This is a genomic window from Cupriavidus phytorum (assembly GCF_003254285.1).
Taxonomy (GTDB): domain Bacteria; phylum Pseudomonadota; class Gammaproteobacteria; order Burkholderiales; family Burkholderiaceae; genus Cupriavidus; species Cupriavidus phytorum.
This window is the reverse complement of record NZ_QKZN01000003.1, coordinates 232427-247377: the sequence shown is the minus strand read 5'-3', so window position 1 is coordinate 247377 and position 14951 is coordinate 232427. Positions and strand designations below refer to the sequence as shown.

The 14951-nt window shown below is 70.1% G+C and carries 12 protein-coding genes; 8 read left to right on the top strand and 4 right to left on the bottom strand.

Annotated features, from left to right (window positions below; genetic code table 11):
* Nucleotides 1-50 precede the first annotated feature (50 nt).
* Nucleotides 51-1247 carry a phosphoglycerate kinase gene (locus tag C7416_RS09535; RefSeq protein WP_111518497.1) on the bottom strand — a complete coding sequence of 399 codons (1197 nt, stop codon included), beginning with the start codon at nt 1245-1247 and terminating at the stop codon, nt 51-53.
* A 415-nt stretch (nt 1248-1662) separates the two neighbouring features.
* On the opposite strand from C7416_RS09535, the gene C7416_RS09530 reads away from it, so the two are divergent.
* Nucleotides 1663-2766, top strand: a complete 1104-nt coding sequence (locus C7416_RS09530) for a helix-turn-helix transcriptional regulator (RefSeq protein ID WP_111518495.1) — start codon at nt 1663-1665, stop codon at nt 2764-2766.
* 99 nt (nt 2767-2865) lie between these two features.
* A complete protein-coding gene (locus C7416_RS09525) occupies nt 2866-4002 on the top strand; it encodes a helix-turn-helix transcriptional regulator (protein WP_111518493.1) in 1137 nt (378 codons plus the stop codon).
* 58 nt (nt 4003-4060) lie between these two features.
* Here the strand turns inward: C7416_RS09525 and C7416_RS09520 are convergent, their stop codons facing one another.
* Nucleotides 4061-5077, bottom strand: coding sequence for a Bug family tripartite tricarboxylate transporter substrate binding protein (locus tag C7416_RS09520; protein WP_111518491.1), 1017 nt, complete (start codon nt 5075-5077; stop codon nt 4061-4063).
* Between the two features lie 198 nt (nt 5078-5275).
* Nucleotides 5276-8293 carry a DEAD/DEAH box helicase gene (locus C7416_RS09515; RefSeq protein WP_111518489.1) on the bottom strand — a complete coding sequence of 1006 codons (3018 nt, stop codon included), beginning with the start codon at nt 8291-8293 and terminating at the stop codon, nt 5276-5278.
* Nucleotides 8294-8456: 163 nt separating this feature from the next.
* On the opposite strand from C7416_RS09515, the gene C7416_RS09510 reads away from it, so the two are divergent.
* The 6 genes from C7416_RS09510 (at nt 8457) to C7416_RS09485 (ending at nt 13045) form a co-directional block, all read left to right on the top strand.
* Nucleotides 8457-9377 (top strand): branched-chain amino acid transaminase, encoded by a 921-nt coding sequence (locus C7416_RS09510; protein WP_111518487.1) that lies wholly within the window; start codon nt 8457-8459, stop codon nt 9375-9377.
* 95 nt (nt 9378-9472) lie between these two features.
* The gene (locus C7416_RS09505; protein WP_010812205.1) at nt 9473-9667 is read left to right on the top strand and encodes a zinc-finger domain-containing protein; all 195 of its coding nucleotides are present in this window, start codon (nt 9473-9475) and stop codon (nt 9665-9667) included.
* Nucleotides 9668-9785: 118 nt separating this feature from the next.
* Nucleotides 9786-10808 (top strand): lipopolysaccharide heptosyltransferase II, encoded by a 1023-nt coding sequence (waaF, locus tag C7416_RS09500; RefSeq protein ID WP_111518485.1) that lies wholly within the window; start codon nt 9786-9788, stop codon nt 10806-10808.
* Nucleotides 10809-10856: 48 nt separating this feature from the next.
* Entirely contained in the window at nt 10857-11297 is a 441-nt protein-coding gene (locus tag C7416_RS09495; protein WP_012351840.1) for a YybH family protein, read from the top strand.
* Between the two features lie 40 nt (nt 11298-11337).
* Nucleotides 11338-12417, top strand: coding sequence for a YheT family hydrolase (locus C7416_RS09490; RefSeq protein ID WP_111518483.1), 1080 nt, complete (start codon nt 11338-11340; stop codon nt 12415-12417).
* A 37-nt stretch (nt 12418-12454) separates the two neighbouring features.
* Nucleotides 12455-13045 carry a DUF2946 family protein gene (locus tag C7416_RS09485; RefSeq protein ID WP_111518481.1) on the top strand — a complete coding sequence of 197 codons (591 nt, stop codon included), beginning with the start codon at nt 12455-12457 and terminating at the stop codon, nt 13043-13045.
* Nucleotides 13046-13055: 10 nt separating this feature from the next.
* Here the strand turns inward: C7416_RS09485 and C7416_RS09480 are convergent, their stop codons facing one another.
* Nucleotides 13056-14876, bottom strand: a complete 1821-nt coding sequence (locus tag C7416_RS09480; protein ID WP_111518479.1) for a beta-barrel assembly-enhancing protease — start codon at nt 14874-14876, stop codon at nt 13056-13058.
* Nucleotides 14877-14951 lie beyond the last annotated feature (75 nt).

Genomic DNA, 14951 nt, shown 5'->3' with positions numbered 1-14951 from the left:
GTTGGCGCGACCGGCGGGCCGACGGCTCCGCCAGGCGCGGGGCGGTTGCGTCAGCCTGCGGCGCGCTGCTCCAGCACTTCGAAGGCGGGCAGCTTCTTGCCTTCCAGGAATTCCAGGAACGCGCCGCCGCCGGTCGAGATATAGCCCACGCGGTCGGCGATGCCGTACTTGGCGATGGCGGCCAGCGTGTCGCCGCCGCCTGCGATCGAGAACCCCTTCGATTCGGCGATGGCCTCGGCCAGCACCCTGGTGCCGTTGCCGAACTGGTCGAACTCGAACACGCCCACCGGGCCGTTCCAGACGATGGTGCCGGCGGCCTTCAACTGCTCGGCCAGCATCGCGGCGGTCTTCGGACCGATATCGAGGATCATGTCGTCATCGGCGACGTCCTTGACGTCCTTGACGGTCGCCGCGGCGGTCGCGCTGAATTCCTTGGCGCAGACCACGTCGACGGGAATCGGCACCGAGGCGCCGCGCCTGGCCATGATGTCGATGATGGCCTTGGCGTCGCCGACCAGGTCGGCTTCGGCCAGCGACTTGCCGATCTTCAGGCCGGCGGCCAGCATGAAGGTGTTGGCGATGCCGCCGCCGACCACCAGGTTGTCGACCTTGTCGGCCAGCGACTTCAGGATGGTCAGCTTGGTCGAAACCTTGGAGCCGGCCACGATCGCCACCAGCGGGCGCGCGGGCTGGCCCAGCGCCTTGCCCAGCGCGTCGATCTCGGCGGCCAGCAGCGGGCCGGCGCAGGCGATCGGCGCAAATTTTGCGATGCCGTGGGTGGTGGCTTCGGCGCGGTGCGCGGTGCCGAAGGCGTCGTTGACGTAGACGTCGCACAGGCGCGCCATCTTCTGCGCCAGCTCGTCGCTGTTCTTCTTCTCGCCCTTGTTGACGCGGCAGTTTTCCAGCAGCACCAGCTGGCCGGGCGCCACTTCGACGCCGTCGACCCAGTTCTGCACCAGCTTGACCGGCTTGCCAAGCAGTTCGGACAGGCGCGCGGCGATCGGCGCCAGCGAGTCTTCGGGCTTGAACTCGCCCTCGGTCGGGCGGCCCAGGTGGGACGTGACCATCACCGCGGCGCCGGCGCCCAGGCAGGCTTCGATGGCGGGCACGGAGGCGCGGATGCGGGTGTCTTCGGTGATGTTGCCGGCGTCGTCCTGCGGCACGTTCAGGTCGGCACGGATGAACACACGCTTGCCGGAGAGTTTGCCTTGGGAGATCAGATCGGAAAGACGCAGGACAGAGGTCATGACGGTGGATGGCGCGAGATTTCGCTGCGGACTCGGGGAAACCGGCATTTTACCTGAACGCGATGGGGGCTTTGCCGAATCCGGACTGTGGCGCACCATGATGCGCCCCGCAAGGCACAAACGGTCCGTCAGCCAGCGCGAATGGGTGCTGCGCCTGACCCGACTCCCCACCAAAGAAGGGGCGCTCGCGTTTTCCGCGAGACCCCCAAGTGCGGTAATGTACGCAACGTCTGCTACATCAGACACACAATCACGCCAGAGCCGGTCTACAAACGGCCAAGACAAGCGGCGGCCGACAAGAGGCTAACCATACGGCCCACTGCAAGCAGCCAGAACAACAAAGCATGCCGGGGTGCGAGCGGACGCACCACCGGCGCCGCGCATTACTTTGTCGCGAATGCAAGGGGTAAGTCAGATGAATGAAGCCGACATCCACGGAGCCATCCGCGGCTTGTACGAGGGCATTCTGGATCCCGGGGCCTGGCAGGACAGCCTGCGCGCCCTGACCGCGCTGGCGGGGGCGGCACATGCCTCAATGATGGTCTGGGATACGGTGCGCGACCAGATCAGCGTCAACGAGATCGTCAACCCGGTGGTCGAGCTGTTCACCGAATACGAATCGGATTACCAGGCGATCGACCCGGCCAAGCAGTTCGCGCCGCGCATGCAACCGGGCGACTGGTATATCGATGCGCGCGAGCTGGGCGAAGGCGCCATGGCGCGCCATCCGTTCTACCGCGATTTCTTCCACCGCTACGGCCTGCGCTCCTACGTGGCCTGCCTGGTCGAGCGCCAGCCCCATTACGAAGTCTATTTCTCGATGCAGCGCGCGCGCCGGCAGCCGCTGTTCTCGAGCGTCGACACCGGCGGCCTGGACTGGGTCATCCCGCATATGCGCAGCGCCATGGCGATGCGCGACCGCACGCTCGGGCTGACGGTGCTGGCGCGGCTGTCGACGCAGCTGGTGGAGCGGCTCAATTTCGCCCTGCTGGTATTTTCGCCGCAGCGCCACGTGCTGTTGTGCAACCGCGCCGGCGAACGCTGGGCGCGGCGGCTGGACCCGGCCGGCAAGGTTTCGGAGTGGACCTTGTCGCGCTCGTTCGCCGACATGGTCCAGGCCGCCTGCGAGCCGCGCCACGCCGTGGCCGCGCAGGCGGCGCGCGCCACCAGCGGCGACGCCAGCGCGCAGGTCATCGTGCTGCCGCTGCCGCCGTCGCACGCCTTTGCCGCGCAGTGGCAGGAACCGGCCGCGCTGGTGATCGTGCACGAGCAGGACCGCGCGCCGCTGCTGCTCGGCCCCGTGCTGCGCGACCTCTACGGGCTGACGCCGGCCGAGACCCGGCTGAGCGTGCAGCTGGCGCATGGCCAGGGCCTGCCCGAAGCCAGCCAGCAGCTCGGCATCCGCCACGAAACCGCGCGCACGCAGCTCAAGGCGGTATTCCACAAGACCGGCTGCAACAGCCAGGCCCAGCTTACGCACCTGCTCTCGCGCCTGGGCGCGGCGCTGGAACAGGACTGAACCCGCAAGCCCCGCAACGGACCGGCGCCGCGCCGGCGGCACGCGCGCTGCCACGCGAGTAAAGTGCTAAAAATACAAGAAGTAGAAAGAAGGGAAGCCATGAGCGACACACAGATGCACGACACCATTCGCGCGCTGTACGAGGGGATTTTCGACGCCGATGCCTGGCAGCGCAGCCTGAGCGCGCTGTGCCAGGCCAGCGGCAGCAGCCACGCGCACCTGCTCGTGCTCGACACCGTGCACGAGCGCGTGCTGGTGCACCAGGAAGTCAACCCGATGCCCGAGGCCGTGGCCGCCTACCGCGAACAGTTCGCCGCGATCGACCCGGCGCTGCCGTTCGCGCGGCGCATGGCGGTGGGCAGCTGGTATATCGATTCGCGCGAACTGGGGCCGCAGGTCATGCGGCAGTCGCCCTTCTACGGCGAGTTCCTGCGGCCGATCGAACAGTCGTCGGTGATGGCCTGCCTGATCGAGCGCCAGCCGCATTACGACGTGTTCCTGTCGCTGCAGCGCCCGCATGGCCACGACCATTACTCGCCCGAGGACGCGCGCGCGCTCGACTGGGCCATCCCGCACGTGCGCCAGGCCATGGCGCTGCGCGAGCGCACCCACCAGGTGTCGGCGCTGGCGCATGCGTCGTCGCAGCTGATGGAACGGCTGCCGTTCGGCGTGATCGTGTTCCGCGACGATGGCAAGCCGCTGCTGGCCAACAGCATCGGCGAAACCTGGGTGCGCCGGCTGCTGCCGGCGGTGTCGATCGAGACCAGCCTCGCGGCGCCGCTGGCCGCGCGCGACGATGGCGGCTGGACCCTGTCGCGCCCGTTCGCGGAAGCGCTGCGCGCGGTAAGCAACCCCGCCAGCGCGCAGCCGGCACAGGCGCTGCGGGCCGTCGACGGCGCGGGCCGGCAGGCGCAGGTGATCCTGCTGCCGCTGGCCCCGGCACATCATCTGGCGCTGGACTGGCAGCGCCCCAGCGTGCTGGTGGCGATCCACGAACCGGGCGCCGTGCCGATGACGCTGCCGACGGTATTGCGCGACCTCTACGGCCTGACGCCGGCGGAGATCCGGCTGGCGCTGCAATTGTCTTCGGGCATCGGCCTGCCGGAGGCCTGCGAGCTGATCGGCATCCGGCGCGAAACCGGGCGCACCCAGCTCAAGGCGATCTTCACCAAGACCGGCACCGGCACGCAGGCGCAGCTGGCGCACCTGCTGACGCGGCTGGGCGTGCGCGCCTAGCGGCGCAGGCAGGCTCCAGCCGCGCGGGGGCGGATCAGCGGACGAATCAGTCGACGGATCAGTCGATGGACGCGCCCACGGTCTTGACCACGCCCGCCCACTTCTGGCGGTCGGCCTTCACCGTCGCCTTGAACTGCTCCACGGTCTCGACCCGCGGCGTGTTGCCGGCATCGATCAGCTTCTGGCGGATCGCCGGCGTTTCCAGCGCCACCTTGACCGCGTCATTGACCTTGCGCGCGATCTTCGGGTCCAGTCCCCTGGGCCCGAACAGGCCGAACCAGATGGTGCTGTTGAAGCCGGGCAGGCCGCTTTCGGCAATGGTCGGCACATCGGCGATCACCTGCACGCGCTGTTTGGTGGTCACGCCCAGCAGGCGCACCTTGCCGGCGCGGAACTGCGGCAGCACGCTCTGCACCTGGTTGAAGATGCAGCAGACCTCGCCCTTCACCACTGCCTGCAGCGCATCGGGGCCGCCCTTGTAGGGCACGTGCACCATGTCCAGCCCGGCGCGCGCATTGAACTCGGCAAACGCCAGGTGGGTGCCGGTGCCGTTGCCGGTGGAGGCAAAGTTGTACTTGCCGGGATTGGCCTTGACCTTCTCGATGAACTCCTTGACCGACTTGACGTCGAGCACCGCCGGGTTGACGGTCAGCACGTTGGAGACCTCGACCAGCGGCGCGATCGGGGTGAAATCGGCGTCGGCATCGAACGGCAGGGTCTTGTACAGCGCCGGGTTGATGCCGTGCGTGGCGGCGGTGCCGAGCAGCAGCGTGTAGCCGTCCGGTTTGGCGTGCGCCACCACCTCGGAGGCAACGTTGCCACCGGCGCCCGGCCGGTAGTCATAGACGATGGTGGTCTTCAGCGACTTCTGCAGCGATTCCTGCAGCGTGCGGCCGACGATGTCGACGCCGGAACCGGCGGTGAAGCCCATCAGGATCGTCACCGGCTGCGTCGGCCATTCGCCCTGCGCGTGGGCGGGCAGGCTGGCCGTGCCGATGGCGGCGGCGCACAGCGCGGCCACGCGGGCGGCGGAACGGAAGGACAAGCGCGGAAGCAGGCGGGACGAGTTGGGCATGGGGGGCACCGTCGGGTGAATGTCACAAGGAAGCGGCCCGGCGCGGCGGACTTCGCGGCGGACCTGAGCAATGGCCGGGATCTGAGCCCCGGGCCAGCGCAACAAGATAGCAAGGTTCCTGCCAAAACCAAACGACTGAGTTTGCCTGAAGGTATGCCGTGCGGGCATATGGCAACCCGCCTCGGCGCGGCTTGCGCTTCAGCGCCGCAGCAGCCCCACCAGTTCGTCGACGTCCGGCAGCGGCGCGCCGGTGCCCGCGGCGGCATCGTCGTCGGCCTCCAGCAGGCCGTCGGCGAGCGCGCGCTTGTCGCGGTGCAGCTCGACGATGCGCTCCTCGATGGTGCCGGCATTGATCAGCCGGTACACCGTAACCGGGCGCTGCTGGCCGATGCGGTGCGCGCGGCCCATGGCCTGGTCCTCGGCGGCGGGGTTCCACCAGGGGTCGGCGATGATCACGTAGTCGGCCGCGGTCAGGTTCAGGCCGAAGCCGCCGGCCTTCAGGCTGATCAGGAAGACATCGCCCTCGCCCGCCTGGAACGCGGCCACGCGGCGCGTGCGCTCGGCCGGGGGGGTGGCGCCGTCCAGGTATTGCAGCGCCAGCCCGGCGCGCTCCAGCCCCTGGCGCAGCAGCTGCAGGAAATCGACGAACTGGCTGAACACCAGGGCCTTGTGGCCACTGGCGGCCAGTCCACTGGCCAGTTCGACGAAGGCGCGCACCTTGGCGCCTTCGTTCAGCTGGCCGCTCAGTTGCCCGCCCACTTCGGGCGTGACCAGGCGCGGATCGCAGGCGGCGCGGCGCAGCCGCATCAGCTGCGCCAGCACATGCAGGCGCGCCTGCGCCTGGTGCTGGGCCTGCGCCAGCGCGCGCGCCCTGGCGCCGGCGGGCGCATCGCGGGTGGCCTTGCGCGCGGCTTCGACGCGGGCCAGCGCGGCCTCGGCTTCGGTTTGGGCCTGGCGGCGCAGCGCCTCGTAGTGCGCGGCTTCGACCGGCTCGGGCTCGACCCGGATCACCAGCTCGGTACGCGGCGGCAGCTCGTCCAGCACCTGCGCCTTGGTCCGGCGCAACACGAACGGCGCGATCATGCGGCGCAGCCGCAGGCGCGCCTCGCGGCTGCCGGCGCGTTCGATCGGGTTGGCAAAATGCTCGTTGAAGCGGGCCAGCGAGCCCAGCAGGCCCGGATTGCAGAACCGCATCACCGACCACAGCTCGGCCAGCCGGTTTTCCACCGGGGTGCCGGTCAGCGCCATGCGGAAGTCCGACGGCAGCGCGAACATCGCTTGCGCCCGCCGCGTGACTGCATTCTTGAAGGCCTGGGCCTCGTCGGCCACCACGGTATGCCAGGCGCGCACGCAGAAATCGTCGCTGGCCTGCTGCAGCAGCGTGTACGAGACGATCACCAGGTCATGCGGCCCGGCCTGCGCCAGCAGCGCGTCGCGATCGCCCTCGGCATAGACGTGGACGTTGAGCGTGGGCGCGAAGCGCCGCGCCTCGGCGGCCCAGTTGCCGCACACCGAGGTCGGCGCAATCACCAGCGCCGCGCCGCCGGCGGCGCGCGCGACCAGCACCGCCAGCGCCTGCAGGGTCTTGCCCAGGCCCATGTCGTCGGCCAGGCAGGCGCCCAGGCCGGAGGCGGCCAGCGTCATGGCCCAGCGGTAGCCGGCTTCCTGGTACGGGCGCAGCTCGGCCGCCAGCGTGGCCGGCAGCGCGATTTCGCTCTCGCGCGCGGCGCGCAGCCGGGCGATGCGCGTGCGGAAGTGCGCGTCGGGATCGACGCCGGCGCCGGCCAGCACGTCGTCCAGCCACGGCGTCGCCATCTGCGGCACGCGGATGCCGTCGGGCACCGGTTCGGCCACGCTGGCAAGATCGCGCAGCCGGCCGCGCAGCATCTTCGTCAGCGCCACGTAGACGCCCTGCCCCATCGGCACGAAACGCCCGGCATGGCTGCCGGTCCAGTCGATCAGCTTGCCCAGTTCCAGCACCAGCCCCTCGGCCACGCGCAGCTCGCCCGCCAGCTTGTACCAGGCGCCGCGGCTCTCGATCTGCACCCCGAGCTGCGGCAGGTCGGCGGGCAGCACGCGCAATTCCTTGCCGCGCGGCCATTCGACCGCCTGCACCGCAGGCAGCGTGGGCAATGCCTCGACCACCGCGAGCGCATCCTCGGGATCGTCCAGCGTCCAGGTGTACTCGCCGCCCGGCGGCGACAGCGCCACCAGCTGCGGCAGCGCGGCGAAGACTTCGGCCACGCTGGCGAGCTCGGCGTCGAGGTCGCGCTGCGTGGACAGGGTCTCGCCGCGCACCGTCGCCATCAGCCGTTCGCGTCCGGCGCCGGGCGCCAGCCGCGGCCCGAGCGGGCCCAGCGGCGTCACCACCAGCCGCAGCGAGATGCCGCGCCCCACCGGCGCCACTTCGGCGCGCAGCCGTGCCTCGGCCTCGACCGCGCGCGTGCCGGCCGCGGCATCGGCCTGGATCTGGAACTGGCCGGCCAGCGCGCGCAGGGTCTGGTCGAGCCGGGCGTGGCCTTCCTCGGGAACGGCCAGGCCGTTGCCGATCAGCCGCGCGGCCTCGAACTGCGCGGGGGTATAGCGGACCAGCCGCAGCCGGTGCGGGCCGTCGCGCAGCAGCGTGAACTGGCGCAGCGCCTCGGCCTCCTGCCGCGCGGCGGCGGGCAGCAGCGCCTCCAGCGCCGGCGCCTCGCGCACCGGCGGGAACAGCCGCAGCACGTAGCGGCCGGCACTGCGCACGGCCTCCAGCGCGGGCGCGTCCTCGACCACGTCCAGCGTCTGCGTGGGCGCGTGGGCCAGCACCACGCCCGGGTGCCCGGCCAGCGCCATCAGGGCCATGGCGCGGTCGAGCACGTAGCGGCGGTGGTGCGAGGCATCGCGGCGGATGGCGCGCGCCACGCGCGCATCCCACGGCTCGAGCCGCTCGTCCTCGGCGATGCGCGCCAGCGGCACCGGGCGCGGCTTGCCCCAGCCCTTGGGGCCGCGCACCTGCTCGAGCGGCTCGATCGTGCCGGGCGCGCCGTCGGCGTCCAGCGTCAGCGCCCACAGCAGGCGCCGGGCCGGTGCCGCCGCACCTTGCGCGGTGACCGGGTCGGTGCCGGCAAGGGCGCGCAGCGCGTCCAGCGCCTTCTGCCAGCCGGCCTGCGGCGCGCCAGGGGCGTCCGGTGGCGCGTCAGGCTGACGATCGGGGCTGGAATGTGGGCTCGAAGGCACGGCTTGCAGGAAGGTCGACGGGCGGCACGCCGCCGCCAGTGCAGCGACGATGACGTGAAAAAGCGCATTCTAGACCGCCGCGGCGCCCGCGCCGCGTTGTGACCCATGCCCCCGGGGCTTACAATATCGTTTTTGCTATTTCCACGGCGCAGGGAGAACAGACATGTCGATGGCGGATCGCGACGGCAAGATTTGGATGGACGGCAAGCTGATCGAGTGGCGCGACGCCAAGATCCACGTGCTGACGCATACGCTGCACTACGGCATGGGCGTGTTCGAAGGCGTGCGCGCCTACAAGACCCCCGCGGGCACCGCCATCTTCCGCCTGAAGGAGCACACCCGCCGCCTGTTCAATTCCGCCAAGATCTTCCAGATGGCGATGCCGTTCGACGAGGCCACGCTGGAAGCCGCCACGCGCGAAGTGGTGCGCGCCAACAACCTGGAATCCTGCTACATCCGCCCGATCGTGTGGATCGGCTCGGAAAAGCTGGGCGTCTCGGCCAAGGGCAACACCATCCATGTCGCCATCGCGGCGTGGCCGTGGGGCGCCTATCTCGGCGAGGAAGGCATGGAGCGCGGCATCCGCGTCAAGACCTCGTCGTTCACCCGCCACCACGTCAACGTGTCGCTGGTGCGCGCCAAGGCCAGCGGCTACTACATCAATTCGATCCTGGCCAACCAGGAGGCGACCGGCCTGGGCTACGACGAAGCGCTGCTGCTCGACACCGACGGCTACGTCAGCGAAGGCTCGGGCGAGAACGTCTTCATCGTGCGCAACGGCGTGATCTACACCCCGGACCTGGCCTCGTGCCTGGACGGCATCACCCGCGACGCCACCCTGACCATCGCGCGCGACCTGGGCATCGAAGTGCGCGAAAAGCGCATCACCCGCGACGAGATGTACTGCGCCGACGAAGCCTTCTTCACCGGCACCGCCGCCGAGGTCACGCCGATCCGCGAGCTGGACGACCGCATCATCGGCGAAGGCCGCCGCGGCCCGGTGACCAAGCAGATCCAGGACGCCTTCTTTGCCGCCGTCGGCGGCACCGACGAAAAGTACAAGAAGTGGCTGACGCTGGTGTAAGCACCGGCCGGCAGCCCGCGTGCCAGTCGCCCGCCCGTGCGGGCGCGGCACGCGCCTTGTTTTGACGAACAATACGTTTTATTCCCTGCAACACCATGACGCAAACCGCGACCATCATCGAAATCGGCGCCGAAGACATTCCGCTGCACTGCCCGACCGCCAACACCCCGGCCTGGAACTACCATCCGCGCGTGTTTCTCGACGTGGCCGACACCGGCGAAGCCAAGTGCCCGTACTGCGGCACCGTGTACAAGCTCAAGCCGGGCACCGTGCTGAAGGGCCACCACTGACCCGAGCCGCCTGCCATCGCACCTCCCTGACGCTCCGGGCCGCCCACTGGCGCCCCGGAGCGTTGGCGTTGCCGGCGCCCGCGCCGCTGCGCCCGTGCCGGCTCCTTGCGCCCCTTCCATGAAGAAAGCCCTCGTCATCGCCCCCAACTGGATCGGCGACGCCCTGATGGCGCAGCCGCTGTTCGCGCTGCTCAAGGCGCGCCATCCGCGCCTGGTCATCGATGCCCTCGCGCCCAAGTGGGTCGCGCCGGTGCTCGCGCGCATGCCGGAAATCGGCCGCGTGTTCCCGTCGGACCTTGCGCACGGCAAGCTGCAGCTGTCGGCGCGGCTGATGTTCGCGCAGCAGCTGAAGAACGAAGGCTATGACCTCGCCTACGTGCTGCCGAACTCGCTCAAGTCGGCGCTGATCCCGTGGCTGGCCGGCATTCCGCTGCGCATCGGCTACCGCGGCGAAGCGCGCTTCGGCATGCTCAACGTGCGCCACGCCAATCCGCCGCGCGACCACCGCCCGCCGATGGTGGAGCACTACGCGCGCCTGGCACTCAAGCCCGGCGGGCGCCTGCCAGAGAACCTGAGCGAGCCGCGCCTGCGCGTGGACCCGGCGCGCGTGGCCGCCACCGCCGAGCGCTTTGGCCTGGCGCCGCACACGCGCGTGATCGCGTTCTGCCCGGGCGCTGAGTTCGGCCCTGCCAAGCGCTGGCCCGCGGCCCATTTCGCCAAACTGGCGCAGATGCTGCGGCGCTCGTATCCGTACGCGCAGATGATCACACTGGGCTCGGCCAAGGACGCCGAGATCGCCGCCGAGATCGACAGCGAGGCGCCGTTCGTGCGCAACCTGTGCGGCCAGACCTCGCTCGACGACGCGGTCGACCTGCTGGCGCTGTCCGAAGCCGCGGTCTGCAACGATTCGGGCCTGATGCACGTGACCGCGGCGCTGGGTCGGCCCCAGGTGGCGGTGTACGGCTCGAGCGATCCGCGCCACACGCCGCCGCTGTCACAGGCAGCGAGTATCATGTGGCTGCAGCTGGAGTGCAGTCCGTGCTTCAAGCGCGAGTGCCCGCTGGGCCACCTGCGCTGCCTGAAAGAGATCGAACCGGAAATGGTGTTCGTCGAGCTGCGCAAGCTGCTGCACCGGCCCTGACCGCCTGACGTCCCTGACGCCCCTGCCCTAGCCACGTCCATTGCCAACATGCCTCGCTTTGCCCGCCTGTTCGATTCCGCCGAAGACATCGTCGACGCTTTCCGCGAAGCGCTGAAGCTGCGCGACGCCGAAGGCGCGCTGCGCCTGTGGCTGGACGAAGACTCGATCACCTGCGTGCTGCCCGACGGCCAGCGCCTGATCGGCCACGAGCAGCTGCGCCAGGCCTTCTCGCAGCTGCTGGAAGAACAGCCGGTGCTGGTCGACGCCATCGAGACCAGCAGCCATGCGTCGATGGCCGTGTCGATCTTCGACGTGACCGAGGCGCTGCGCTTCGGCAGCGACCGCGTCGAGGCCGACCTGTACGTGCACACCACCTACGTGCTGATGCAGAACCACGAAGGCTGGCGCCTGGCCCACATCCACTGCAGCCCCGCCAACGCGGTACAGGTTGCCGCCGTGGCCGCCACGCCGGGCCAGGCGCTGCACTGAACCCGCGGCCGCGCAGCGGCCTGCTGCAACACAAGCCGGCATGACGCAGCTTCCGCACCACCGCCTGCCCTACGCCGTCCAGGCAGATCCCGTCGGCGCGCACGGCTATGGCGACGACACGCCGATGCCCTGGTGGCTGCGCGGCGGCCACGCCCAGACCATCATCCCCGCGCGTTTCACGCGCCGCCCGCCGCGCGTCGGCTTTCACCGCGAACGCTGGGCCACGCCCGACCAGGACTTCATCGACCTCGACTGGACCACCCACGCGGTGCAGGCGGATACGCCGCTGGTGGTGATGTTTCACGGCCTCGAGGGCGACTCCGGCAGCCACTACGCGCAGGCGCTGATGCATGCGCTGTCGCTGCGCGGCTGGCAGGGCGTGATCCCGCATTTCCGCGGCTGCTCGGGTGAACTCAACCTGGCGCCACGCTTCTACCACTCCGGCGATTCGGCCGAGATCCGCTGGGTGCTGGAGCGCATGCGCCAGCACCACTGCGCCGGCGGCCGCAAGCTGCTGGTGGTGGGGATCTCGCTGGGCGGCAATGCGTTGCTGCGCATGCTGGGCGAAGACGGCAGCCAGGCGGGCTACGTGCATGCGGCCGCGGCGATTTCCGCGCCGCTGGATCTCGCCGCCGGCGGTGCCGCGCTGTCGGCAGGCTTCAACCTGGTCTACACGCGCATGTTCCTGCAGACGCTCAAGCGCAAGTCGCTGGCCAAGCTGCAGCAGTTCCCGGGCCTGTTCGACCGCGACACCATGCTGGCCAGCCGCGACCTGTACGCCTTCGACAATGTCGTTACCGCGCCGCTGCACGGCTTTGCCGATACCGACGACTACTGGCGCCGCGCCGCCAGCAAACCCGTGCTGCGCGACATCGCCGTGCCCACGCTGGTGCTCAACGCGCGCAACGATCCCTTCCTGCCCGCGCGGCACCTGCCCGGCCCTGCCGACGCCAGCGCGCAGGTCTGGCTGGAACAGCCCGAGCACGGCGGCCATGTCGGCTTCATGACCCCGCCCGCGGGCTGGCGCCGGCACCTGCCGCTGCAGGCCGACGGACGCTTCGGCGGCCATATCGAATGGCTGCCGGCGCGGATCCTGAAATTTTTCGACAGCATGAAGTAGGCGGGCACCGATCCGACCGCCCGCCGGGGAGACAGAGATGGACGACATCGTCAGGCAGGCCATGGCACGCTGGCCCAACGTGCCCAATGCCTACGGCTGGCTCACGCTGGACCGCCGCGGGCAGTGGCGCCTGCGCAATGAATATGCGCAGCAGCACGGGCTCTCGGGCGACCCCATCCGCCATGAGGCGCTGATCGGCTTTATCGAACGCAACTACCAGTGCGACGAACGCGGCTGCTGGTATTTCCAGAACGGGCCGCAGCGCGTCTTCGTGACGCTGGGCTATGCGCCTTGGATCGTGCGGCTGCACCAGGGCGCGCTGCAGACCACCACGGGGCAGGCGTTCTCGCCGCAGGCGTGTTTTGCCGACGAGCACGGCAACGTGGTGCTGGCAGGCACCGTCGCCGGCATAGCACCGGGCACCGCGCCGGCGCTGCAGGCGGCGCTGCTGCACGACCACGACCTGGAGCAGTTCAGCGGCGCCAGCACCTGGCATGGCGAAGCCTGCGGCGCCGACTTGGGCGCATTCCACCACGATGGCCGCGACCTGCCGATCGAGCCGATCGCCGAGAGCGAGGTGCCGAAGCGCTTTGGTTTCGTGCGCCAGCCGGCGGCGCCGGCCGGCTGAGCTGCCCCCATCAGTTAGGCATGCCCTTGTTGTCCTGCTTGTCCTCGCGGTACTGGCGCTCCAGCTGGTGCAGACGCGCATCGACCTCGGACAGCGTGTAGAAATCACCGTCGCCGGCCTTGCGCGCGATCTGCAGCTGTTCGATGGCGGCCTGGTAGGCGCCATCCATCGCATATTTCTCGGCCAGCGCCTGGTGTTGCTGCAGCCGCTTGCCCTGGCCGGCGTAGGCGCGCGCCAGCATCTCCCACCATTCGCTGCGGCCGGTCTCCTGGCGCGTGCGCTCGCGCAGGAAGCGCACCGCTTCGTCATGGCGGCCGGAGCCGATCAGCGTCTCCGCGTAGGCTACCGCCACCGCGTGCGAAAGCGGGAACGCCTTCATCGACGCGCTGGCCTGCGCCAGCGCCTCGGGCACGCGGCCCTGCGCGCGTGCCAGTTCCACGGCCATCACGTCGAGCATGGGGCTGCCTGAACTGGCGCCGGGGATGTTGCCGTACAGGCGGCGGGCTTCGGCCAGCTCCTGTTCGGCGGCCGGATAGCGGCGCAGGCGCTGCTCGACGAACGCCAGCGCGTAGTGAACCGCCGGCGCGCGTAGCGCCGACGCCCCGGCCAGCTGCGTGCGCAGCGCCGCGCGCAGGTTCTGCAGGTCGCTCGGCGACGCTTCCTGGATCACTCGGGCGCGCATGCGCGCGAACTCGTATTCGGGCGTGTTGGGCACCTTGCGCTGGCTGGCATGGCTGACGCGGTCCTGCATGTCGGCGATGCGCTCGGAGGTGAGCGGGTGGGTGCGCACATAGGACGGCACCGAGTTCTCGGCGGTGCCCGATGCGCGCTGCAGCCGCATGAAGAAATCGGGCATGCCCTGCGGATCGAAGCCCGCCGCGGTCAGGATCTGGAAGCCGACCCGGTCGGCCTCGCGCTCCGCGCCGCGCGAGAACGACAGCTGGTTGGCAATGGCGGCGCCCTGCCCGCCCATCGCCAGCGCCGCCGCCGCATCCGGGCTGCGCGTCGCAGCCAGCCCGGCCAGCACCATCGACGCCAGCGCAATCCACATCGACTGGTCCTGCTGGGTGATGCCGCGCGCGATATGCCGCTGCATCACGTGGCCGATTTCATGGCCCAGCACCGAGGCCAGTTCGGATTCGGTATCGGACTGCACCAGCAGCCCGGTGTGCACGCCGATATAGCCGCCCGGCAGCGCAAAGGCGTTGATGCTGCGGTCACGCACCGCGAACAGGTCGAAGCCGGTGGCGAAGGTGCCGGCGCCGGTCGAGCCTGAGATGTTCTGGCGCCGCGCGGCCTGCACCAGCCGGTAGCCGAGCGCGTTCAGGTAGTCGGACAGCAGCGGATCGGGCACGTACAGCGGATCGCGCCGGATATCGCGCATGATGCGATCGCCCAAGCGTTTTTCCATATCGGGCGACAGCGATGCAGTGGACGGGTCGCCCAGATCCGGCAGCTGCACGCCGCCGGCCTCCACCACCGCGTTGTTGGTGCGCAGGCCGAACTCGGATTTCTGGCCCGCCTTCACGCTGCGGTTCAGGTTGTCGTAGACCTGGTCCGCGGCCTCGGCCGAGGTGGCCGGCGCCGGCGCACGGGGCGCAGCCACCGGCGTCGCTGGTGCCGCTGCCGGGCGCGGCGTACCCTGTGGCCAGGCCGGTGCCGCGAACGTCAGCGCCAGCAGCGCCGCCAGCGGCCGTCGCCATGGCGCCCAGGCGCCACCGGCACGGCGGCTGCCGGCTTCGCGATGTGACGCGGAACCGGCAGGAACGGCATCCGCCACGGCGCCACGGCCATATGCGGCAGACCTGCGAAGCGATGGGTGTTTTGGCATGTTGCTATGATAGCGGCCTCCCGTGGCCGTTCCCATCGGACGCGTCGGTCGGACCCTTCGGGGCGACACTGGCGG

What these genes read in the sequence shown, in the direction of transcription:
- C7416_RS09535 (WP_111518497.1), bottom strand. Translation starts at nt 1,247, where the DNA reads ATGACCTCTGTCCTGCGTCTTTCCGATCTGATCTCCCAAGGCAAACTC.
- C7416_RS09530 (WP_111518495.1), top strand. Translation starts at nt 1,663, where the DNA reads ATGAATGAAGCCGACATCCACGGAGCCATCCGCGGCTTGTACGAGGGC.
- C7416_RS09525 (WP_111518493.1), top strand. Translation starts at nt 2,866, where the DNA reads ATGAGCGACACACAGATGCACGACACCATTCGCGCGCTGTACGAGGGG.
- C7416_RS09520 (WP_111518491.1), bottom strand. Translation starts at nt 5,077, where the DNA reads ATGCCCAACTCGTCCCGCCTGCTTCCGCGCTTGTCCTTCCGTTCCGCC.
- C7416_RS09510 (WP_111518487.1), top strand. Translation starts at nt 8,457, where the DNA reads ATGTCGATGGCGGATCGCGACGGCAAGATTTGGATGGACGGCAAGCTG.
- C7416_RS09505 (WP_010812205.1), top strand. Translation starts at nt 9,473, where the DNA reads ATGACGCAAACCGCGACCATCATCGAAATCGGCGCCGAAGACATTCCG.
- waaF (WP_111518485.1), top strand. Translation starts at nt 9,786, where the DNA reads ATGAAGAAAGCCCTCGTCATCGCCCCCAACTGGATCGGCGACGCCCTG.
- C7416_RS09495 (WP_012351840.1), top strand. Translation starts at nt 10,857, where the DNA reads ATGCCTCGCTTTGCCCGCCTGTTCGATTCCGCCGAAGACATCGTCGAC.
- C7416_RS09490 (WP_111518483.1), top strand. Translation starts at nt 11,338, where the DNA reads ATGACGCAGCTTCCGCACCACCGCCTGCCCTACGCCGTCCAGGCAGAT.
- C7416_RS09485 (WP_111518481.1), top strand. Translation starts at nt 12,455, where the DNA reads ATGGACGACATCGTCAGGCAGGCCATGGCACGCTGGCCCAACGTGCCC.
- C7416_RS09480 (WP_111518479.1), bottom strand. Translation starts at nt 14,876, where the DNA reads ATGCCAAAACACCCATCGCTTCGCAGGTCTGCCGCATATGGCCGTGGC.